20 protein-coding genes are annotated in these 19,758 nt (G+C 69.7%); 9 read left to right on the top strand and 11 right to left on the bottom strand.

Annotated elements, in window-relative coordinates:
- Positions 1–23 precede the first annotated feature (23 nt).
- Positions 24–896 carry an urease accessory protein UreD gene (locus AC0IW9_RS05190; RefSeq protein WP_471647148.1) on the bottom strand — a complete coding sequence of 291 codons (873 nt, stop codon included), beginning with the start codon at positions 894–896 and terminating at the stop codon, positions 24–26.
- Positions 897–1,036: 140 nt separating this feature from the next.
- Here AC0IW9_RS05190 and AC0IW9_RS05185 point away from each other — a divergent pair, with 140 nt between their 5' ends.
- The 7 genes from AC0IW9_RS05185 to AC0IW9_RS05155 are packed head-to-tail and all read left to right on the top strand — an operon-like array spanning position 1,037 to position 7,086.
- Complete coding sequence (locus AC0IW9_RS05185; RefSeq protein ID WP_471647147.1) at positions 1,037–2,170, top strand: ABC transporter ATP-binding protein; 1,134 nt, start codon at positions 1,037–1,039, stop codon at positions 2,168–2,170.
- A 2-nt stretch (positions 2,171–2,172) separates the two neighbouring features.
- Positions 2,173–3,189: an extracellular solute-binding protein gene (locus AC0IW9_RS05180; RefSeq protein ID WP_471647146.1), complete on the top strand. Its 1,017-nt coding sequence runs from the start codon at positions 2,173–2,175 to the stop codon at positions 3,187–3,189.
- The gene (locus AC0IW9_RS05175) at positions 3,186–4,019 is read left to right on the top strand and encodes an ABC transporter permease (protein WP_471647145.1); all 834 of its coding nucleotides are present in this window, start codon (positions 3,186–3,188) and stop codon (positions 4,017–4,019) included. The genes AC0IW9_RS05180 and AC0IW9_RS05175 overlap by 4 nt, the downstream gene beginning before the upstream one ends.
- Positions 4,012–4,833 (top strand): ABC transporter permease, encoded by an 822-nt coding sequence (locus tag AC0IW9_RS05170; protein WP_471647144.1) that lies wholly within the window; start codon positions 4,012–4,014, stop codon positions 4,831–4,833. Before AC0IW9_RS05175 ends, AC0IW9_RS05170 begins: the two co-directional genes overlap by 8 nt.
- 2 nt (positions 4,834–4,835) lie before the next feature.
- On the top strand, positions 4,836–5,309 hold the full coding sequence (locus AC0IW9_RS05165) for an ureidoglycolate lyase (RefSeq protein WP_471647143.1): 474 nt from the start codon (positions 4,836–4,838) through the stop codon (positions 5,307–5,309).
- Entirely contained in the window at positions 5,309–6,235 is a 927-nt protein-coding gene (locus tag AC0IW9_RS05160) for an allantoinase PuuE (RefSeq protein ID WP_471647142.1), read from the top strand. The genes AC0IW9_RS05165 and AC0IW9_RS05160 overlap by 1 nt, the downstream gene beginning before the upstream one ends.
- Positions 6,232–7,086, top strand: a complete 855-nt coding sequence (locus AC0IW9_RS05155) for an NHL repeat-containing protein (RefSeq protein WP_471647141.1) — start codon at positions 6,232–6,234, stop codon at positions 7,084–7,086. The genes AC0IW9_RS05160 and AC0IW9_RS05155 overlap by 4 nt, the downstream gene beginning before the upstream one ends.
- Positions 7,087–7,089: 3 nt before the next feature.
- Here the strand turns inward: AC0IW9_RS05155 and AC0IW9_RS05150 are convergent, their stop codons facing one another.
- From AC0IW9_RS05150 to AC0IW9_RS05105, 10 genes are all read right to left on the bottom strand, one after another.
- The gene (locus AC0IW9_RS05150) at positions 7,090–8,064 is read right to left on the bottom strand and encodes an ATP-grasp fold amidoligase family protein (protein WP_471647140.1); all 975 of its coding nucleotides are present in this window, start codon (positions 8,062–8,064) and stop codon (positions 7,090–7,092) included.
- A 229-nt stretch (positions 8,065–8,293) separates the two neighbouring features.
- Positions 8,294–9,425, bottom strand: a protein-coding gene (gene prfB / locus AC0IW9_RS05145) for a peptide chain release factor 2 (protein ID WP_471647139.1) whose coding sequence is annotated in 2 segments (ribosomal slippage) — positions 8,294–9,355 and positions 9,357–9,425 — 1,131 coding nt in all. Because the reading frame shifts where the segments join, the coding sequence is not laid out codon by codon here.
- A 49-nt stretch (positions 9,426–9,474) separates the two neighbouring features.
- Positions 9,475–10,410 carry a glucokinase gene (gene glk / locus AC0IW9_RS05140; RefSeq protein WP_471647138.1) on the bottom strand — a complete coding sequence of 312 codons (936 nt, stop codon included), beginning with the start codon at positions 10,408–10,410 and terminating at the stop codon, positions 9,475–9,477.
- Positions 10,411–10,558: 148 nt separating this feature from the next.
- Positions 10,559–11,515 (bottom strand): Bug family tripartite tricarboxylate transporter substrate binding protein, encoded by a 957-nt coding sequence (locus AC0IW9_RS05135; RefSeq protein WP_471647137.1) that lies wholly within the window; start codon positions 11,513–11,515, stop codon positions 10,559–10,561.
- Positions 11,512–11,940: an acyl-CoA thioesterase gene (locus AC0IW9_RS05130; RefSeq protein WP_471647136.1), complete on the bottom strand. Its 429-nt coding sequence runs from the start codon at positions 11,938–11,940 to the stop codon at positions 11,512–11,514. The genes AC0IW9_RS05135 and AC0IW9_RS05130 overlap by 4 nt, the downstream gene beginning before the upstream one ends.
- A 12-nt stretch (positions 11,941–11,952) precedes the next feature.
- Positions 11,953–12,657 carry a ribonuclease activity regulator RraA gene (locus tag AC0IW9_RS05125; protein ID WP_471647135.1) on the bottom strand — a complete coding sequence of 235 codons (705 nt, stop codon included), beginning with the start codon at positions 12,655–12,657 and terminating at the stop codon, positions 11,953–11,955.
- 30 nt (positions 12,658–12,687) lie between these two features.
- Positions 12,688–13,530, bottom strand: a complete 843-nt coding sequence (locus tag AC0IW9_RS05120; RefSeq protein ID WP_471647134.1) for a hypothetical protein — start codon at positions 13,528–13,530, stop codon at positions 12,688–12,690.
- Positions 13,523–14,017, bottom strand: coding sequence for a gluconokinase (locus AC0IW9_RS05115; protein WP_471647133.1), 495 nt, complete (start codon positions 14,015–14,017; stop codon positions 13,523–13,525). Before AC0IW9_RS05115 ends, AC0IW9_RS05120 begins: the two co-directional genes overlap by 8 nt.
- Positions 14,014–15,003 (bottom strand): phosphogluconate dehydrogenase (NAD(+)-dependent, decarboxylating), encoded by a 990-nt coding sequence (gnd, locus tag AC0IW9_RS05110; RefSeq protein ID WP_471647132.1) that lies wholly within the window; start codon positions 15,001–15,003, stop codon positions 14,014–14,016. Before gnd ends, AC0IW9_RS05115 begins: the two co-directional genes overlap by 4 nt.
- Positions 15,004–15,082: 79 nt before the next feature.
- The gene (locus tag AC0IW9_RS05105; protein WP_471647131.1) at positions 15,083–17,941 is read right to left on the bottom strand and encodes an FAD-dependent oxidoreductase; all 2,859 of its coding nucleotides are present in this window, start codon (positions 17,939–17,941) and stop codon (positions 15,083–15,085) included.
- A gap of 74 nt (positions 17,942–18,015) precedes the next feature.
- On the opposite strand from AC0IW9_RS05105, the gene dapA reads away from it, so the two are divergent.
- Positions 18,016–18,924: a 4-hydroxy-tetrahydrodipicolinate synthase gene (gene dapA / locus AC0IW9_RS05100; protein ID WP_471647130.1), complete on the top strand. Its 909-nt coding sequence runs from the start codon at positions 18,016–18,018 to the stop codon at positions 18,922–18,924.
- A gap of 15 nt (positions 18,925–18,939) precedes the next feature.
- Positions 18,940–19,758 carry an ABC transporter substrate-binding protein gene (locus AC0IW9_RS05095; protein WP_471647129.1) on the top strand — a complete coding sequence of 273 codons (819 nt, stop codon included), beginning with the start codon at positions 18,940–18,942 and terminating at the stop codon, positions 19,756–19,758.

The following is a 19,758-nucleotide window of genomic DNA, read 5'->3' as shown; positions in this document are numbered from 1 at the left end:
CCGCGATCATGGCCCGGCCAGCCTCATGTCGTCCACAGCCGAGGCAGCCGCGGCGGCTGCTCCAGCGCCGCGGCGCGCAGGGTGGCGATCGCCTGGCCCAGCGCGCGGCGGACGGCGGTGGCACGGCCAAGCCAGCGGGCCACCAGCAGCCCTGGCCGCGGCAGGGTCATGGCGCCGGGGGCCAGCTTGGGCAGGCCGCGCAGCCGGTCGCGCTGCGCCTCAACCCCGGGCGCGACGAGCAACAGGGTCGCCAGCGCCTCCGCCCCGTCGAAGCCGAAGGATGCGGCGAGCTGGGCGGGGTCGCCCAGCTCCAGCGCATCCGCCCAGAGCAGCCCCTCCGGCCCATGCAGGCGCCACTGGTCGAAGACCGCGCCCGTCGTCATCACCTCGCCCCGTGCGGCGCGGCCGAAGACCAGCATCTCCGTCGCCAGCAGGCGGGCGCCCGGGGCGAGTTCCGCCCGCATCCGGCGGGACATGCGCGCACCCTCGAACAGGATGGTCTCCTGCGGCAGCCACTCCAGCCAGGCATCGGCACCGACTGCCAGGATGGTGTCGATCCGGCTGTCCGGTCCCAGGCTGCGATAAATCTTCTCCGCCGCGGCGGTGCAGACAGTCGCCCGAGCACCTGCCTCTAGCCGCACCACCTGGCGCAGCGCATCGCCCCCCGCCAGGCCACCGGCGCAATTCAGGATGGCGCCGGTCGGCGGCTCGCCCGGCTCCGGGTCGGGGAACAAGGCGCGGAGCGGCGCTTGCTGGAACAGGTGCCGCAGGACGGTGCCGCGGGGGGAGGAACCGAATACCAGCTCGAAGGCGCCATCGGCGCGCTGGTGTCGTGTAGGCGGGGCTTCGGGCGGCATCGGCCACAGGATGACATGCACCGCAGCCGTGGCAAGCATGGGTGCATGCCGCATTGCTGGGCATTCAGGCCAGAAGCAGCCTCTGATCCGTGCGTCGTATGCCATTCATTGTCGGTGCGCCTTGGGAACTCTCCTTGGCATGAAGGTTGCGTCTCGCGGGCCGCTCCCCGGAGAACGCCGTGCTTCAAAGTCCCGCCACAGAGTCCGCGGCTTCCCTGCCGTCCGCCCTGCGCGGCCATACGCTGGACGTGCTCGGGCTGACGGTCCGCTACGGCGCCTTCACCGCGCTGGACGCAGTCAGTCTCGCGGTTCGCCCTGGGGAAATCCTGGCGCTGCTCGGTCCCTCCGGCTGCGGCAAGACCACGCTGCTGCGGACCGTCGCCGGCTTCACCCACCAGGCCGAGGGCCAGGTGCTGATCGATGGCGCCAGCATCGACGACCTGCCGCCCAATCGCCGGCAGGTCGGCATCGTCTTCCAGAATTACGCCCTGTTCCCGCACATGAGCGTCGCCGAGAACGTCGCCTATGGCCTGCAGGCCCGGCGCACGCCCAAGGCCCGCATCGCTGCCCGCGTGGCGGAGCTGCTGGAGATGGTGCAGCTCGGCGCCCAGCGCGACCGCGCGCCGCGGCAGCTCTCGGGCGGCCAGCAGCAGCGGGTGGCGCTGGCGCGGGCGCTGGCGATCGAGCCGAGCATCCTGCTGCTGGATGAGCCCTTCGCCGCGCTCGACCGCTCGCTCCGGCTCGACATGCAGATCGAGATCAAGCGGCTGCAGCGCCAGCTCGGCCTCACCGCCATCCTGGTGACGCATGACCAGGACGAGGCGATGAGCGTCGCCGACCGGATCGCGGTGATGCGCGGCGGCCGGATCGAGCAGCTCGGCACGCCGGTCGAGGTCTATGACCAGCCGCGCACGTTGTTTGTCTCGGGCTTCATCGGCAGCACCAACCGGCTGCCCTGCCTGCTGCTGGCGGTGGAGGATGGCATGGCCCGGCTCCGCCTGCCGGACGGCACGCATCTCTCGGTCCCGGTGGCCGAGGCGCCGCCGCCCGGCCCGGCGCTGCTGGCGGTGCGGCCGGAACAGCTGATGCTGCACGACGAGGCCGCGCCGGACCGCTTCCCAGTGGAGCTCGCCCTGGCCCTGCCGCTGGGCGGGCAGACCATCCGCGAGGCGACCACCCAGGGCGGCATCCCGCTGCGCCTGACCGAGCCCCGGCTGGGAAGCATCCGCGACCGCGGCGCCCGCGCCTTCTGCGGCCTGGTGCCGGGCGCCCGTCCCGCCGTCTTTCCCCGATCCGAAGCCGAGGAGGAATAACCATGTCCCTGAAGATCACCCGCCGCACCGCGCTGCTGGCCGGCCTCGCCGCGCCGTCCTTGGCACGGGCCCAGCGCGCCAGCAGCGTTACCACAGCGATCTATCCCGGTGCCTGGGAGGATGCCTTCCGCGACCTCGTCGCCCCGCCGCTGAAGCGCCAGCACAACATCGAGCTGGAGATGCAGGGGCTCTTCGCCGTCGACCAGATCGCCAAATTCGCCGCCAGCCGCGGCGCCCCGCCTTTCGACTGCTTCGTGCTGGACCCGGGGCCGCGCATCACCGCCATAGACCGCGGCATGTTCGAGAAATTTGACGTCTCGAAGCTGACCAACAAGGCCCGGCTGCCGAGCATGCTGGTGGATGACTGGGGCGTCGGCTGCAATGCCCAGGTCGTCGGCATCGCCTACAACCCGAAGAAGCTGCCGAAGCCGACCGGCTATGGCGATCTGCTGAAGGACCCCTGGGTCTCCCGCCTCGGCATCACCGGCTTCGGCACCACCTTCGGCACCGTCAGCCTGATCGAGATGGCCAAGGTCTTCGGCGGCTCGGAGACGAATATCGAACCCGCCCTGGTCGAGCTGAAGAAGGCGCTGCCGAAGATCGCGGCGGTGAGCTCCCCGGCGGCGCTGCCCGGGCTGTTCCAGCAGGGCCAGTGCGATGTCATCTATACCAATACTCAGACCGTCACGACCCTGAAGGACCGCGGCGTCGACATCGAATTCGCGGTACCCTCCACCGGCGCCACCGCCTTCTTCACCACGCTGCATATCGCCAAGGGCTGCGACAACATCGAGAATGCCTACAAGTACATCGATATCGTCGTGGGCCGTGCGGTGCAGGATGCGCTGCAGAAGGCGCCCTACAATTTCGTGCCGGTGAACACCGAGGTGCCGCTCGGCGCCGGCTTGCCGATGAAGAGCCTGGCCGAGATGTCGAGCTTCAACACGCATGACTGGTCGAAGATCAACCCGCTGCGCGGCGGCTGGATCGAGCGCTTCAACCGCGAGATGGCGAAATGAGATCGACCTGGGGGCTCGCCACGCCCCTGGGCTTCGCCTATGCGGCCTTCTTCCTGGCGCCGCTGCTGATGCTCTTCGCCGTCTCCTTCTACGCGGATGACCGCATGACGGTGCTCGGCCTTGGTCAGTGGCAGCGGTTCCTCGGCGATGCCTTCCATTGGAAGGTCATCGGCAACACCGTGCTGCTCGGGCTGAAGACGGTGGCCGCGACCTTGCTGCTCGGCCTGCCGCTGGCGCTGGTCTATCGCGCCGCCTCGCCGGCCTGGCAGCGGGTGCTGCTGTTCATCGTGGTGATGCCGCTGCTGACCAGCGTGGTGGTCAGGACCTTCGCCTGGATCGTCATCCTGGGGCGGGAGGGGCTGGTCAACAAGCTGGTGCTCGGGCTGGGGCTGGCGGCCGATCCGCTGCGGCTGCTGCAGACCGAGCTTGGGCTGGTGATCTCGCTGACCCAGATCGAGATGCCGCTGCTGCTGCTGCCCTTGCTCTCGGTCATGGCGCGGGTCGATCCGAACCTGATGGATGCCAGCGCCTCGCTCGGCGCCTCGCCCTGGCGGACGCTGTTCCGGGTCATCCTGCCGCTGGCCGCACCGGGGATCGTCGCCGGCTGCCTGTTGGTCTTCGCCTCTTCCACCACCGCCTTCATCAGCCAATCCGTCATCGGCGGCGAAAGGCTGGTCTACCTGCCGGCCATGGTCTGGCAGCAGGCGATGGTGGTGGCGAATTGGCCCTTCGCGGCAACCGCGGCGATCGCCCTGCTGGTCTCCGTCTCGGCGGTCATCGCGGTCATCGCCTATGCCGGCCGCATCGCGGGGGGGCGCATCCATGGCTAGGCGCCGCACCGCGGGCGAGATCGCCTATGTCGGGACCATCGGCACCCTGGCGGCGCTGGCGCTGTTGATTCTGATCGGACCGATCCTGGTGGTGCTCGCCACCTCCTTCACCGACAGCCGCTCCATCCGCTTCCCGCCCACCGGCTTCTCCCTGCGGTGGTACGAGCTGCTGCTGGACGAGGTGCGGTCGCGGCAGATCCATCGCGCCGTGGGCAATACCCTGACCGTCGCCGTCTGGGCGGCCGGGCTGGCGACGCTCTTCGGCACCGGCGCGGCGCTGGCCATGGCCCGCGCCGCCGGCCGGGCGGGGCGCCTGGCGGAGGCCTTCTTCATGGCTCCGCTGGTGCTGCCCGGCCTCGCCTTCGGCCTGGCCGCGCTCATGTATTTCTCCCTGCTCGGCTTCCGCCCCTCGCTGGAGATGCTGGTGGCCGGCCACCTCATCGTCGTCACCCCCTTCGTGCTGCGGACCGTCGGCGCCTCGCTGTCCCAGCTCGACCCGGCCCTGCTGGATGCCTCCCGCAGCCTCGGCGCTGGGCCGGTGATGACCTTCCGCCGGGTGGTGCTGCCGCTGATCGCGCCGGGCATCGCCGCCGGGGCCTTCCTCGCCTTCATGGCCTCGGTCGACAATGTGCCGGTCTCCCTCTTCCTCTCCTCGGCGCGGACGGACATGCTGCCGATCCGGATGTGGGGCATGATGGAATCCACGCTCGACGTCCGGGTTGCCGCCGTCTCCGGCACCCTCATCCTGGCGGTCTTCGTCCTGATGCTGGTGATGGAGCGGTTCACCGGCCTGACGCGCCGCATGCGGGGATAGACATGTTTCTGAAAGCCGAGCCGCTCACCTCCGCGGCGTTCCTAAACTTCGGCGAGGTTATCGAATGCCCCGCCATCCCCGGGCGCACCTATTTCGAGGATGCGCTGGCCAGCCTCCGCCCCGGCGCCCGGCCCAGCATCTCGCTCACGGTGAAGCACGCCGTGGCGGAAATGCCGCTGAAGTCGACGACGATGGAGCGGCACGAATTCTCCTCCCAGTCCTTCATCCCGCAGGAAGCCGGGCGCTGGCTGGTCATCGTCGCGCCGCACGACGCCGCCGGCGGGCCCGACATGGCCCGCGCCCGCGCCTTCCTCGCCAGGCCGATGCAGGGCGTCACCTTCGGCGCCAATGTCTGGCACCACCCCTTCACCATCCTCGACGGCCCCGCCCGCTTCGTCATCGTCATGTGGCGGGATGGCACCAAGACCGACGAGGAATTCGTCACGGTGCCCGAATTCAGCGTGGAGCTGCCCTGATGCCTTATGAAGTGAAACGCGACTTCATCGGCTACGGCGCCAACCCGCCCGACCCGCAGTGGCCGGGTGGCGCCAAGCTCGCGGTCAACTTCGTCATCAACTACGAGGAAGGCTCAGAGCCCTCGATCGAGTTGGGCGATGGCTATACCGAAAATGGCCTGACCGAATCGCATGGGTTGAACCAGCTCAAGTCCGGCCGCGACCTGGCGGCAGAGGGCATGTTCGAATACGGCAGCCGCGTCGGCTTCTGGCGGCTGACCCGGCTGTTCCAGGAACGCGGCCTGCCGCTGACCATCTTCGGCTGCGCCATGGCGCTGGAACGCAACCCGGAGGCCGCGGCGGCCATCCGCGCCGCCGGCTATGACGTCTGCTCCCACGGCTGGCGTTGGGTGAAGCATTTCGAGCTGTCGGAGGCGGAGGAACGTGACCATATCGCCCGCGCCGTCGCCAGTATCGAGAAGACCATCGGCCACAAGCCGGAGGGCTGGTACTGCCGCTACGGACCCAGCGAGAATACCCGCCGCCTGGTGATGGAACACGGCGGCTTCCTCTACGACAGCGACTACTACGGCGAGGAGCTGCCCTTCTGGCTGACGGTGGATGGCAAGCCGCAGCTCGTCGTGCCCTATTCCATCACCAACAACGACGGCAAATATGCCGGCTGGATGGGTACCAGCGACCAGTGGTTCAGCTACATCCGTGATGCCTTCGACATGCTCCTTGCGGAGGGCAGGGCGGGACGGCCGAAGATGATGTCGGTCGGGCTGCACCAGCGGCTGATCGGCCACCCTGCGCGCGCCGTCGGGTTGCAGCGGGTGCTGGACCACATGCTGCAGCAGCAGGATGTCTGGATCACCCGCCGGGTCGATATCGCCCGCCATTGGGTGGCGACCCATCCCTATCCTGGCAAGGGCCTCAACGAGTGACGCGGGAAAGCTACCGGGTCGCCCTCGGGCCACAGCAGTACCGGGTCGAGCGCCCCTGGGGCGACCTGCCGCTGGACGGGCCCGGCCGCATCAGCGACGTCGCCTGCGATGCCGCCGGTCGGGTCTATGTGCAGTTCCGGGTGGACCCCTATACCGACCCCGAAGCCCCGGCGATCGTCGTGCTTTCGCCGGAGGGCAAGCGCCTAGCCGCCTGGGGCGGCGGCGTGGTCATGGATGGGCACATGGCCACCGTCCATCCCGATGGCCGCGTCTTCGTCGTCGACCGCGATGCGCATGAGGTCATCATCTTCTCGGCCGCGGGCGAACGGATCGGCGGCCTCGGCAAGCGACATGGGTCGGGTGAGCCCTTCAACGCGCCCTGCGACATCGCCTTCGCGCCGGATGGCACGATGTTCGTCGCCGATGGCTATGCCAATGCCAAGGTCCATCGCTTCGCCGCGGATGGCGTCTATCTCGGCGCCTGGGGTCGGCCCGGCAACCGGGCGGGTGAGTTCATCACACCGCATTCGGTCTGGGTGCTGCCGGATCGCCGGGTGCTGGTGGCAGACCGCGACAACAGCCGGATGCAGGTCTTCACCCCCGAGGGTACCCATCTCCAGGACATCCGCGACGTGCATAAGCCGATGGACGTCCACGGCGGGCCGGATGGCAGCTTCTACGTCACCGACCAGGTACCGCGGCTCAGTCACTTCGATGCCGAAGGACGGCTGATCGGCCGCTGCCGGCCGGTTCTGAACGGCGCCCATGGCATGTGGCGGGACCCGGCCAGCGGGGTGATCTATCAGAGCGAGCAGAATCCCAACCGCATCACCCGGCTGGTACCGCTGTGACGCTCAGGCCGTATCCCTCGACTGCCGCAACGAATTCAGCAACAGGCGGGGAGGCGGCGCAAGCTTCCAGAAACTCCCCATCACCGCATCGAAAGACACCGGCGTGAAACGGTTGAAGCCATTGCCCGAAGACGGGGTCATTTCACCGAAGTAGACCTGATCGCCGACGACGTAGAGGTCCACCCGGACAAAATCGATCGTGCCGGCAAGCGTTTCCGCCACTTCGATCACCTCCGCCAGTTGCGGGGGTGGCGACAGGGTGCCGGTATAGGTCGGAACCGAGAGTTCGACCTGCTGTTCCTGCCAGTCACGGTCGTAGATCTTCCGGCGGTGCTGGCCGAAGCGGGCGACATCGACCTGGATGATTTCCACCCGGCCATGGAAGACATAGAGCTTGTAGTCCTCGGGCGCCTCGCCACAACCATTGTCGAGAAATTCCTCGATCATGATCCGGGGCGGGATGTTCCGGTACACGGCTTCAAGGTTGATGTCGTAGTAATTCAGGCTCAGCCACTCCCGGCACTCGGCAATCACCGCATCCCGGTTGAGAGTGGATTTGTCCTTCACGATCCGCAGCCAGCCGCTGCCGTGGGATGCCTTGATGACGAAGCGATCGGGTAACTGGTCGAAGGGAATATCGCTCGGCTCGGCGGTGACATGCAGCAGGGCCGGTAGCAGACGGTCGTAGCCCGGCTTTACTGCGGCGACCCAGTCCCGGACCGCCAGCTTGTCCACCCAGGTATTGAAGATGGGCCTGTGGTCGAAGAACTTCCGGGCATTGACCTTCTCATTGAAGGTACGGGGCGCTATGACGTTAGGAAGAGAGCCGAAAGTATAAAAATACTTCTTCACAGTTCGAATCGGCGAAACAATCCGCTGTGGCATCCGGTAGAAAAACGGTCGAATTGCCGCAGCGAACTTCGTCCTGATCGACGAGTGAAGATCGCGCAAACGAGAGATTTTACTGTCGGTCTGCATAACGGAACGGCCATGATTCGATTATGCGGAGTCCATAGCGGGTTCCGAATTCGAAGAGAATGGCTTGTAACAAGAAAATCGCCCAATATTACAATTCTTGTGTTGCAGTATTCAGCTATTGATAGTTTTTTCTGTCACGAATCGCAGATCGGTGATGCCTGCCCAATTGTCTGCTTATCGCAGACAGGTGGTACAAAGCAGGTAGCCGGAAGGGCCGAACCGGCTTCGCCTAACGCGCGGAAGCGGAAGCTTCGGATCGCGTTGCGCCCACACGGGCGGCCAGGGCGGCGGCCATGAACTCATCCAGATCGCCATCGAGCACGGCTGCCGGATTGCCTTTCTCCAGGCCGGTACGAAGATCCTTCACCAGCTGGTAAGGCTGCAGCACGTAGTTGCGGATCTGGTGGCCCCAGCCGATGTCGGTCTTGCCGGCCTCGATCCCGGCGCTCACCGCCTCGCGCTTGCTCAGCTCGAGCTCGTAGAGCCGCGCCTTCAGCATGTTCATGGCGATGGCGCGGTTCTTGTGCTGGCTGCGGTCCTGGGTGGAAGCCGCCACGATACCGGTCGGGATATGGGTGAAGCGGACACCCGATTCCGTCTTGTTCACGTGCTGACCGCCGGCGCCGGAGGCGCGGAAGGTATCGGTCCGCAGGTCGGCCGGGTTGATCTCGATCTCAATCTTGTCGTCCACTACCGGATAGACATAGACGCTGGCGAAGCTGGTCTGCCGCTTGTCGTTGCCACCGAAGGGGCTGATGCGGACCAGCCGGTGCACGCCCGTCTCAGTCTTCATCCAGCCGTAGGCAGCGGGGCCGGTCACCTGCAGGGTGGCGGACTTGATCCCCGCCTCCTCCCCGTCGGACTGTTCGGTCAGCGCCACCTTGTAGCCATGCTGTTCAGCCCAGCGCTGGTACATGCGCAGCAGCATCTCGGCCCAGTCCTGCGCCTCGGTCCCGCCGACGCCGGCATTCACCTCGACATAGGCATCGTTCTGGTCGGCTTCGCCAGACAGCAGGCTCTCGATCTCGCGGCGCTTGGACTCGATGGCCAGGGCCTTGAGGTCGGCAACCGCGGCATCGGCGGTATCGGCATCGCCCTCGGCTTCCGCCAGCTCGACCAATTCCAGGGCATCGCGCACGGATTGCTCGAGGCGCAGCACGCCCTCGGTCTGGTCGGCCAGGCGGGAGCGTTCCCGCATGAGCTTGTTCGCCAGATCGGCGTTGTTCCAAAGGCCGGGGTCTTCGGCCTTGGCGTTCAGCTCATCGAGACGGCGTAGGGCAGCATCCCAGTCAAAGATGCCTCCTCAGCAGGGACACCGAAGCGGTGATCTGCTCATTCAGGGTTTCGGCATCTGCGCGCATGCCTGGGCCAATAAGCCATGCGGCAGCGGGAGGCAAGACTTTGGCTCAGTCAGGTACGGGCCAGCGCCGCCAGCCCGACCATCGCCGCGTCCGGCCGCATGATGAGCCAGGCCGGGATCGGCGCCAGCCAGTCACGGAACCGGCCCTTGGCCTCGAACCGTTCGCGGAAGGCGGAGGCGGCGAGGAACTCCGGAAAGCGTGGGCAGATGCCGCCGCCGACGAAGACCCCGCCACGGGCGCCGTACAGCAGCGCCAGGTCGCCGGCGAAGCTGCCCAGCAGGGCGCAGAACATCGCCAGCACCTCGGTGCAGCGCGGGTCGCTGCCGTCCAGGGCGCGGGCGGTGATCTCGGCCGCCGGCAGTGCCGGGATTTCCAGGCCATCCACCGCGGCCAGCCCGGCATGGAGGTTCTCAAGACCTTGCCCTGAGATCATTCGCTCAGCCGAGACATGGCCATGCCGCCCGCGCAGCCATTCGATCACGGCCGCTTCCCGGACGGAATGGGCGGCCAAGCTGGCATGACCGCCTTCCGTCACCAGAACCCGGCCCGGGGGCAGAAAGGCGCCGACGCCAAGCCCGGTGCCCGGGCCAAGCACCGCCAGCGGGGCCTCCGCATCCGCCGCCTTGCCGCCGAGCGGCAGCAGGTCGGCGCCGGCCAACTGCGGCAGGGACCAGGACAAGGCGGCAAAGTCGTTCACCACGCGAACCGAGTCGATGCCCAGCCCATCCGAGAGCGCTGCGCCGTCCACCAGCCAGCCGCGATTGGTCAGGCGAACCGTGTTCCGCTCCACCGGGCCGGCGACGGCCAGGATCGCCGCCTCGGGCGGCGGCGCATCACCGAGGTAATCGGCGATGGCAGTGGCAATATCGGGAAACTTGTCCAGCCGGACGCTTTCCGGTGGGGAATGGCCGGTGCCCTCAACCCCAGGAAGGGTGAGTGCGAAGCGGGCATTGGTGCCGCCGATATCAGCAAGAAGTGTGGTCATCCGCCGCAATCTGGCGATGTCCCCGCCCTGACGCCAGCACCGGCGGCGAAATTTCAGCCTCTCAGTGGCGTTTGCAGGAGAGGAATTCGCCGTTAATCGGTTGCCGAACTGCCTGCCGGTCGCCCAACCCTCCGTGGAAAGGCGGCAGCTACTCCAGCCGGATACCGGCCCGCTTCACCACGTCGCCCCATTTCTGGAACTCGGCGGCAATATGGTCGCGATAGGCCTCCGCCGTGCCGGGGATGGGCGTGGCGCCTAGCTCGCCCAGCCGCCGTATCGCGGTTGGCGTCGCCAGCATCTTCGCCAAGGCGGCATTGGCGGTGCCGATGACATCGCCCGGCGTGCCCTTCGGCGCCAGCAGGCCGAACCAGGCCGTCACCTCGTAGCCCGGCAGGCTCTCGGCGATGGCCGGGATCTCCGGCGCGCCGGACCAGCGCGCCTTGCTGGTGACCCCCGCCGCGACCAGCGCCCCGCTGCGGATATGCGGCAGGATGGAGGGCAGGTTGTCCACGCCCCAGGCGATCCGCCCCGGCAACAGGTCACCCAGCATCGGCGCGCTGCCGCGATAGGTGACATGCTCGCCCTCGATCCCGGCCTGCAGCCGGAAGAGCTCGGCCGAGAGATGCGTGCTGCCGCCAATGCTGGTTTCGCCATAGGCCAGCCGCGAGGCTTTCGAGGCGGCGATCAGCTCCGGCACCGTGCGGATGCCCAGTGAGGGATGCACCGCCAGCAGGTTCGGCACCTCCGCCACCAGCGAGATCGGGGCGAAATCCGCGATCCCGTCGTAGCCGGGGTTCGGGTAGAGATGCGCGTTGATCGCCTGCGTCCCGGGCGAGCCCATCAGCAGGGTATAGCCATCCGGCATGGCGCGGGCGACCGCGGCCGCGCCGATATTGCCGCCGGCGCCGGAGCGATTCTCGACGATGAAGCTCTGCCCCGTCGCCTCGGTCAGCCAGGCGGCGGTGAGGCGGCCGAGGATGTCCACCGTCCCGCCCGGCGGGAAGGGCACCACGATGCGGACCGGCCGCACTGGCCAGGTCTCGGCAAGGGCGGCGCGAGCGAAGGTTGCGGCGGCGAGGCCGGCCAGGATGCCACGACGGATCATGCGATCGGCTCCAAGCGGGTCAGGCCGGCCCGCAGCGCATCCGGGATCGGGATCGGGCGGCGGGTGGCGTGGTCCATCACCACCATGATGGACCGGGCGCTGGCGAAGCAGGTCTCGCCCGAATAGAGGCCCTGTTCCAGGGTGAAGCTGCTGCTGCCGATGCGCGCCACCGCCGTGCCGATGCGGACCCGGCCGGGGTAGTGGAGCTCCCGCAGGTAGTCGATCTCGACCCGGGCGACCGCCATGGCGACGGTGCGGCCGGGCGGCGGGCCGGCGATCTCGTGCAGGACCTCCGCCCGCCCGGCTTCGCAGAAAGCCCCGATGGCGCCATTGTTGATATGGCCGTTCATATCGGTATCGGCGATGCGCAGCTTCTCCTCCGTCCAGAAGGGGAAGCGGGCGGGCAGCGGGGCCGGTTGCGGCATCGGGGGCGGGGCCTACTTCTTCTCGGCCTCGTAGCGCGCCTTGTTCTCGGCATTCGGCGGATAGAGGCCGGGCAGCGCCTCGCCGGCTTCCACCTTCGTCATGATCCAGGCCTCGAGCTTCTCCTGCTCGACGCTCTCCGCGGTCACCGCCTCGACCAGGGCGGCGGGGATCAGCACCGCGCCATCGTCATCCACCACCACGACATCGCCCGGGAAGACCGCGACGCCGCCGCAGCCGATCGGCTCCTGCCAGGACACGAAGGTCAGGCTGGCGACGGAGGGCGGGGCCGCGCCGCCGGCGCACCAGACCGGCAGGCCGGTGCCGTTCACGCCGGCGACGTCGCGCACCGCGCCATCCGTCACCAGCGCGGTCACGCCGCGCTTGGCCAGCCGGGCGCAGAGGATGTCGCCGAAGATGCCGGCATCGGTCAGGCCCATGGCATCGGCCACGGCGATGCAGCCCTCGGGCATCGCCTCGATCGCCGCGCGGGTGGAGATGGGGGAGGACCAGGAGGCCGGGGTCGCCAGGTCCTCGCGCGCCGGGACGAAGCGCAGGGTGAAGGCCTCGCCGACCAGGCGCTTGCCGCGGGCGGCCGGGGTGAAGGGCTGCGGCCCGCGCATCCAGACGTTGCGCAGCCCCTTCTTCAGCAGCACCGTGGTCAAGGTGGCGGTGGTGATCGTCTCGAGCTTCGCCTTGGTGGCGGGGTCCAGGGCCATGGCCTGCGTCCTTGTACTGATGAGACGGGATTAGCCCCCCGTTGGTCGGCCGACCAGGGGGGGCAGCGCATAGCGGGCCACCAGCGACGCCAGCGCCGGCGGCGTGGCGGATTTATCCGCTCCGGCCCAGTGGACCGAGACCACCCGCGCCCCATGCCGCAGCAACCGGCCATCCGGCTCGGCCGTGATCGCGGGGTCGAGGTAGAATCCCTCCCCGGTGAAGCCGGGCGCGGCCGCCTGCAGCGGCAGCAGCCGCAGCCCGGCGAGGTGGCAGGCGAGGTTCATCAGCGGCTGGTCGAAGCCGCTGGTGGCGCGCACCCGGCGGTACAGCGCGGCCTCGGCCCGGATCAGGCCCATGACGGTCGTGCTGCCGAAGCCTGGGCGGAGAACGGCATAGTTACCCGCGGAGAACAGCGGCGCGCCGGGGAAGCGATCGGCCATCTCGGCCCGTGCCTCGGCGGCATAGACCCAGTCCGAGCTGGTCGCCCAATAGACTAGGTCGGCCTCGGCCCTGGCCAGCAGCGCCGCCACCTCGCCCAGCGGCGCGGTCACCAGCATGTCGCAATCGAGGTAGATATAGGGCGCGCCGGGCGCATCCAGCGCCGCCAGCTTGCGCAGGTTGCGGCGGCGCGGCTGGCTGGCGGGGAAGCATTCGTCGGCGAAGGCATCGATGGCGGCGAAATCGGCCTCCACCATGCGGAAGCCGAATTCGGCCCGGAGGGCGGCGATCTCGCCCAACGCATCCGAATAGGGGATGCAGAAGACCTCGGCCCCCGGGGCCTGGTCGCGGAGGCTGGCGAGGAAGCTGCGGGCCCAGCCGGCATAGGGGTCGTCGGCCATGAAGACGATGGGCATACGCGGCGTCTCAGCCACGCGCCAGCGCCTCCAGCGCCGCCGCCACGATCGCCTCGGGCGGCGGGGCGACCGAGAGGATGATCGCCCGCTCCTCCGGCCCCGGCGCCTCAAGCGTGGCGAATTGGCTGGCCATCAGGCTGGGCGGCATGAAGTGGTCGGGCCGGGCTGCCTGGCGGGCGCCGATCAGCGCCGCATCACCGGCCAGGTGCAGCAGCCGTACCTGGGGCCGGGCGGCACGCAGCCGGTCTCGGTAGACCCGCTTCAGCGCCGAGCAGGTGACCACCCCGCCAGTGGATCGGGCATCCATCCAGGCGCCGATGGCCTCCAGCCAGGGCCAGCGGTCCGCATCCACCAGCGGCTGGCCGGCGCTCATCTTCGCCACGTTGGCGGGCGGGTGGAAATCGTCGGCATCGGCGAAGGGCACCCCCAGCCGTGCCGCCAGCAGGGTGCCGATGGTGCTCTTCCCGGCTCCCGAGACGCCCATCACCAGGACCAGATGGCTCATTCCGCGGCGGGGTCCTTCGGCGGCTCCAGATGTCCGCCGAAGCCCTTGCGCTGGGCCGAGAGCACCTTGCCGCTGAAGCGGTCCTCGTCCCGGCTGGCGAAGCGGGCAAACAGCGCGGCCGAGAGCACCGGGGCGGAGACCGCGGTCTCCACCGCCGCCTGCACCGTCCAGCGCCCCTCGCCGCTGTCCGAGACATGGCCGGAGAAGCTCTCCAGCTTCGGGTCCTGCGCCAGCGCCTGGGCGGTGAGGTCGAGCAGCCAGGAGGCGACGACGCTGCCGCGGCGCCAGGATTCGGTGATGTCCGGCAGGTTGAGGCTCAGCCGGTGCTCCGCCGGCAGGGCGGGGCTGTCGGCATGGTGGAGGATGTCGAGGCCTTCGGCGAAGGCCTGCATCATGCCGTATTCGATCCCGTTGTGGATCATCTTGGTGAAATGCCCGGCGCCGTTCGGCCCGGCATGGACATAGCCCTGCTCCGCGCGGGGATCGCCGCGATAGCCCGGCGTCGGGGCGGCAGCGGCCTTGCCCGGCACCAGCGCGGCGAAGATCGGGTCCAGCCGGCGGACCACCGCATCCTCCCCGCCGATCATCAGCGCATAGCCGCGCTCCAGCCCCCAGACACCGCCGGAGGTGCCGATATCGAGGAAATGCAGCCCCTTCTCCCGCAGCATGGCGCCGCGGCGGACGCTGTCCTTCCACATGGAATTGCCGCCGTCGATCAGCACGTCGCCGGGCGAGAGCATCGCGGCGAGCGTCATCAGCGCCTGCTCGGTCGGGTCGCCATTGGGCAGCATGACCCAGATCGCCCGCGGCGCCTCAAGGGCCGCGACCATCGCCGGCAGGTCGGCCACCGCCTGCGCACCCTCCGCGGCGAGGGCGGCGCCGGGTGCCGGGTCGCGGTCGAAGGCCACGCAGTGGTGCCCCGCCCGCAGCAGCCGCCGCACGATATTGCCGCCCATGCGACCGAGCCCGACCATCCCAAGTTGCATCGCTCGCGTTCCCCTGAGTTTTCTCTAACGAATAGAAATGGATAAGGGTCTTGGGGAGAAACCTTCTCCCCCAATTTCCCTACCCGAACCGCGCCAAGGTGAACTCCGCCGCCACCCTCTCCCGCCCCAGCACCGCATCCGCCGTCATCCGCCCGGCGATCGGCGCCAGGGTATAGCCATTGCTGGTCACCGCATGGAACAGCCCCGGCACCCCGGGTGTCTCGCCCAGCAGCGGCGCCCGGTCCACCTCCACCGCCAGCCCGGTCCAGGCGCGGATCGCCTGCATCCCGGCCAGGGCCGGGAGCACCCGTCCGGCCACCCAGAGATTGCCCTCGATCGACCGCCGCAGGTTGCGCGGTGACCCCTTGGCATCCAGCGTTCCCGGCCAGCCGCCGCCGACCAGTACATGGCCGCCATCGCCCTGCTTCAGCGACAGGTGCCGCCCGGCATGGGCCACCAGATGCCGCATGGTGGGCGCCGCCCCCTCGGTGGCGATCACCTGCTGGACCGAGCCCACCACCGGCAGAGTCACGCCAAGCATGGCGCCGATCCGCCCGGCGAAGGCCCCGGCGCAATTCACCACGCGCCCGGCCCGGATCGGGCCGCCGGCGGTGGTGACCCGGAAACCGCCCGCCTCCCGCGCCATGGCCTGGACCTCCACCCCCTCCCGCAGCCGCGCCCCGGCCTGCACCGCCAGCCGGCGCAAGGTCGCGGTGCCGCGCAGCGGGTCGATCTGGCCTTCCCCCGGGGCGAAGCCGGCGCCGATGAAATGCGGGCCGAGATAGGGCGCCAGGCTGCGCAGCTCATTGGCGCCGAGCACATGGCTCTCGATCCCCCGCGCCCGCTCCACCGCCACCTTGGCCCGCAGCCAGGCGAATTGCGCCTCGGTCTCGGCCAGCATGAGGCCGCCCTCGGTGCGGATGCCGAGCGACTCGCCGCCCGCCGCGGCGATCTCCCGCCACAGCGCGATGCTGCGCGGCCCCAGCGGCAGCCGGTCCAGCGAGGGGCCGGTCCGCTGCTCCCCGTCGAAGTCGTAGGTCAGCAATTGCACGTGCAGGCTGCCGGCATTGGCGGTGCTGGCGGCCATGCCGGCCTCGCCGCGTTCCACCAGCAGCACGTCGGCGCCGTCCTGCGCCAGGTAGTAGGCGGTCGAGAGGCCGAGCGCCCCGCCGCCGATGACTAGCACGTCGCAGCGCTCGTCCAGCGGCGCGGCGGGCCGGGCGCTCCAGCGGTTGTACTCGGGCAGGGGGATGAGCGGCCAGTCGCCGTGCTCCTCCAGCTCCCGCATCAGGGCGGCGACCGGCACCGGCTTCACCGGGGCGCGGGGCGCAGCGAAGCCTGCCTCCTCCGCCACGCCGCAGAGCCGGGCGACGGTCGCGCCGCACAGCCGCCCCTGGCAGCGGCCCATGCCGGCGCGGGTCGCCTTCTTCAAGCTCGCCAGGCTCCGCACGCCGCGCGCCTGCTCGCGCCGCAGGGCACCGGCGGTCACCTCCTCGCAGCGGCAGACGATGGTGTCGTCGGCGATGGCGCCGGCATCGAAGGGCGGCGCGGCGAACAGCCGCCAGAGCCCGTCCTGGAAGGCCAGCGCCCGGCGCAGCTCGGCCCGGGCCGGCGCGGCCTCGGCGGCGGCGAAGCCGAGGTCGGCGGCGGCGGCGAGGCCGGCGAGCCGGCCGCGGGCCAGGGCGATCCGCGCCCCCCCGATCGCCGCCCCATCGCCGGTGGCGAAGACCGTCTCCAGGCTGGTGCGGCCATCCTCGGCCGCGACGGTCTCCAGCCGGCCGAGGCCGCCATCGACGAAGCGATGCTCGGCCCCCAGCGCCCGGGCCAGCCCGGTTTCCGGCTGGAAGCCCATGTTCAGGGCGCAGGCATCGGCGACGAGGCGCCGTTCCCCGGCCGGGGTCGCCAGCCGCAGCGCGGCGAAGCGCCCCTCGCCCTCGCAGGCGAGGATGCGGGCGCCCCAGATCACCGGCACCCCGGCGCGGCGGAGCTGGCGCAGGTAGCGGAGGCCGTCCCAGGCCAGATCCGGGGAGGCGCGGAGGATGCCCACGGCATCGCGCCACTGGCCGAGCCCGGGCCGCGCCGCCGCCTCGGCCACCGCCACCACGCGCACCCCTCCGGCCAGCAATTCGCAAGCGAGCTGCAGGTTCAGCGGGCCGTTGCCGGCGATGACCACGCTCTCGCCCGGCGAGACCCGGTTGGCCCGGGCCAGGGTCTGCATCGCCCCCGTCGTCATCACTCCGGGCAGGGTCCAGCCCGGCACCGGCACCGGGCGCTCATGCGCGCCGGGGGCGAGGATCAGCCGCCGCGGCCGGAAGGTGACGGCCGTCTCGCCCAGCAGCGCGCCGATCTCATTCGGGGCGAAGCCGCCCCAGACCGTGGCGCCGCCGATGATCTCGGCACTGGCGGCCAGGGTCGCGGCCCGCAGCGTATCGCCGTGGCGGAACTGCGCGTCGGGCGCGGCATGCGCATGGCTGGCGGCGAGCGGCTTCAGGTACTGCCCACCGGCCTCGCCCCGCTCGTCCAGCACGACCACATGGGCCCCGGCTTCGGCCGCGGCACGGGCGGCCGACAGGCCGGCGGGACCGGCCCCCACCACCAGAACGTCGCAGGCGCGCTCCGGGATCTCGGCGGGCTGCGGCGTCAGCGGCGCGGGGCTGGCCGGCGGGGCGCTGCAGGCCTCCATGCCGTCCCGCACCTTGGTCAGGCAGGCGCGCTGGCCCGCCTTGCCATCCACCGTCACCAGGCAATCGAAGCAGGCACCCATGCCGCAGAACAGGCCGCGCGGCGCGCCACCCGCGGTCTGCCGATAGGCGAGGATGCCGGCGGCGGAGAGCGTCGCCGCCAGGGTCTCGCCCGGCAGGGCCTCCAGCGACTGGCCATCGAAGCGGATGCGGATGGGGGCGGCGGCAGGGCGGATATCGGGATGGGTCAGACGCATGCGCTTGCCGGTATCCGCCGCTTGGGGTTCAACTTGGCCGTATCATCGCACGCATCACCGAAGGGGCAAGCGACGTGGCCGAGCCGTTCCGCGGAACCTATACCGTCCTCATCACCCCCTTCACCGCCGATGGCGCCGCGGTGGACCTGAAGGCGCTGGAACGGCTGGTCGAGTTCCAGATCGCCGAGGGCATCCAGGGCCTCATCCCGCTCGGCTCCACCGGGGAGTTCCTGTCGGTCAGCCGCGAGGAACGCACCGCCATCACCGAGACGGTCGTGAAAACCGCTGCCGGCCGCGTCCCAGTGCTGATGGGCACCGGCGCCGAGGACACGCGGGAGGTGGTGGCGCTGTCGAAGGAAGCCGAGGCGCTGGGCGCCGACGGCGTCATGATCATCCCGCCCTACTACTCGGTGCCGACCGAGGACGAGCTCTTCCACCACTACAAGACCGTGGCCGAGGCCATCGGCATCCCCATCATGGTCTACAACAACCCGGCGACCGCCAACGTCGACCTGCTGCCAGCGACGCTCGCCCGGCTCTCCACCATCTCCAACTGCCGCTACGTCAAGGAGAGCACGCTGGAGGTGACCCGGGTGCGGGACATCGTCGCGCTCTGCGGCGACCGGATGGAGGTCTTCGCGGGTGTCCTCGGCTACGAAAGCGCCTGGCTCGGCGCCATCGGCTGGGTCGCGGTCTGCAGCAACGTGGTGCCGAAGCTCTCGGCGGAGATGTTCGCCGCCGCCGCCTTCGAGGCGAACCGGGAGAAATCCCTCGCGCTCTACCGCCGCCTCGCCCCGCTGCTGCCCTGGGTCGGCGGGCCGCGCTACGTCTCCGGCACCAAGGCCGCCTTCCGGCTGATGGGCATGGACATGGGCGCCCCGCGCCCGCCGCGGCTGCCGCTGCCGGAGCGCGACGTTCCGGCCCTGGCGCAGGTCTTGCAGGGGATGGGCGCGATCACCGCCGCCCGTGCCGCGGCCGAATAGGGGAAACCGACGACCATGTTCCGCCGCCTGCTGCTCGGTGCCGTCCTCGCGGCCGCCGCCGTCCCGGCCTTGGCCCAGACCTGCACCCCGAAGGTGCCGGACAGCGAGCTCGCCAAGCCCCGCACCCTGGTGCTCTCGACCAACCCGACTTTGCCTCCCATGCAGTTCGTCAATGCCCAGGGCCAGCTCGTCGGCATGCGGGTCGAGCTCGGCGCCGAGATCGCCAAGCGCCTCTGCCTCACGGTCGAGAATGTCCGCATCGAATTCGCCGCCATGATCCCCGGCCTCGCCGCCCGCCGCTGGGACATGATCAATACCGGCATGTTCTACACCGAGGACCGCGCCAAGCTGATGTACCTGGTCCGCTACGAGGAACAGGCGATCAGCATCAGCGTGCCGCGCGGCAACCCGCGCAACATCCGCCGGCTGGAGGACCTCGCCGGGCTGACCGTCGGCGTCGAGCAGGGCGGCTTCGAGTTCCGTCGCACCCAGGACATCGCCACCGAGCTGACCTCGAAGTCCCTGCGTCCCATCACCATCCGCCCCTTCGACAATTTCGCCGTGTCCTTCCAGTCGCTCCGCGTCGGCCAGCTCGATGCCGCCGTCTCCATCGACAGCACGGCCAAGGAATACGACGACCGCGGCGACTTCACCCGCGCCATCTCCGGCCTCTTCGGCACGCCGATCAACTTCGGCTTCCGCAGCAAGGTGCTGGCCCAGGCGGTGGCGACGGTGCTGACCGAGATGCGCGCCGACGGCTCGCTGAAGTCGATGCTCGACCGCTTCGGGGTCAAGGAATTCGAAGGCCCCTTCGAGGTGGTCGGACCCAACTAG

The sequence above is a fragment of the Belnapia sp. AC561 genome, from assembly GCF_979252845.1.
This window is presented reverse-complemented; position numbering and strand designations above follow the sequence as displayed.

Bases quoted from the DNA above. Each gene is read 5' to 3' on its own strand.
- AC0IW9_RS05125 (WP_471647135.1), bottom strand. From the start codon at position 12,657: ATGGCCCTGGACCCCGCCACCAAGGCGAAGCTCGAGACGATCACCACC.
- AC0IW9_RS05115 (WP_471647133.1), bottom strand. From the start codon at position 14,017: ATGAGCCATCTGGTCCTGGTGATGGGCGTCTCGGGAGCCGGGAAGAGC.
- AC0IW9_RS05105 (WP_471647131.1), bottom strand. From the start codon at position 17,941: ATGCGTCTGACCCATCCCGATATCCGCCCTGCCGCCGCCCCCATCCGC.
- AC0IW9_RS05170 (WP_471647144.1), top strand. From the start codon at position 4,012: ATGGCTAGGCGCCGCACCGCGGGCGAGATCGCCTATGTCGGGACCATC.
- AC0IW9_RS05135 (WP_471647137.1), bottom strand. From the start codon at position 11,515: ATGATCCGTCGTGGCATCCTGGCCGGCCTCGCCGCCGCAACCTTCGCT.
- glk (WP_471647138.1), bottom strand. From the start codon at position 10,410: ATGACCACACTTCTTGCTGATATCGGCGGCACCAATGCCCGCTTCGCA.
- AC0IW9_RS05165 (WP_471647143.1), top strand. From the start codon at position 4,836: ATGTTTCTGAAAGCCGAGCCGCTCACCTCCGCGGCGTTCCTAAACTTC.
- AC0IW9_RS05095 (WP_471647129.1), top strand. From the start codon at position 18,940: ATGTTCCGCCGCCTGCTGCTCGGTGCCGTCCTCGCGGCCGCCGCCGTC.
- gnd (WP_471647132.1), bottom strand. From the start codon at position 15,003: ATGCAACTTGGGATGGTCGGGCTCGGTCGCATGGGCGGCAATATCGTG.
- AC0IW9_RS05190 (WP_471647148.1), bottom strand. From the start codon at position 896: ATGCTTGCCACGGCTGCGGTGCATGTCATCCTGTGGCCGATGCCGCCC.
- AC0IW9_RS05175 (WP_471647145.1), top strand. From the start codon at position 3,186: ATGAGATCGACCTGGGGGCTCGCCACGCCCCTGGGCTTCGCCTATGCG.
- AC0IW9_RS05180 (WP_471647146.1), top strand. From the start codon at position 2,173: ATGTCCCTGAAGATCACCCGCCGCACCGCGCTGCTGGCCGGCCTCGCC.
- AC0IW9_RS05150 (WP_471647140.1), bottom strand. From the start codon at position 8,064: ATGCAGACCGACAGTAAAATCTCTCGTTTGCGCGATCTTCACTCGTCG.
- AC0IW9_RS05160 (WP_471647142.1), top strand. From the start codon at position 5,309: ATGCCTTATGAAGTGAAACGCGACTTCATCGGCTACGGCGCCAACCCG.
- AC0IW9_RS05130 (WP_471647136.1), bottom strand. From the start codon at position 11,940: ATGCCGCAACCGGCCCCGCTGCCCGCCCGCTTCCCCTTCTGGACGGAG.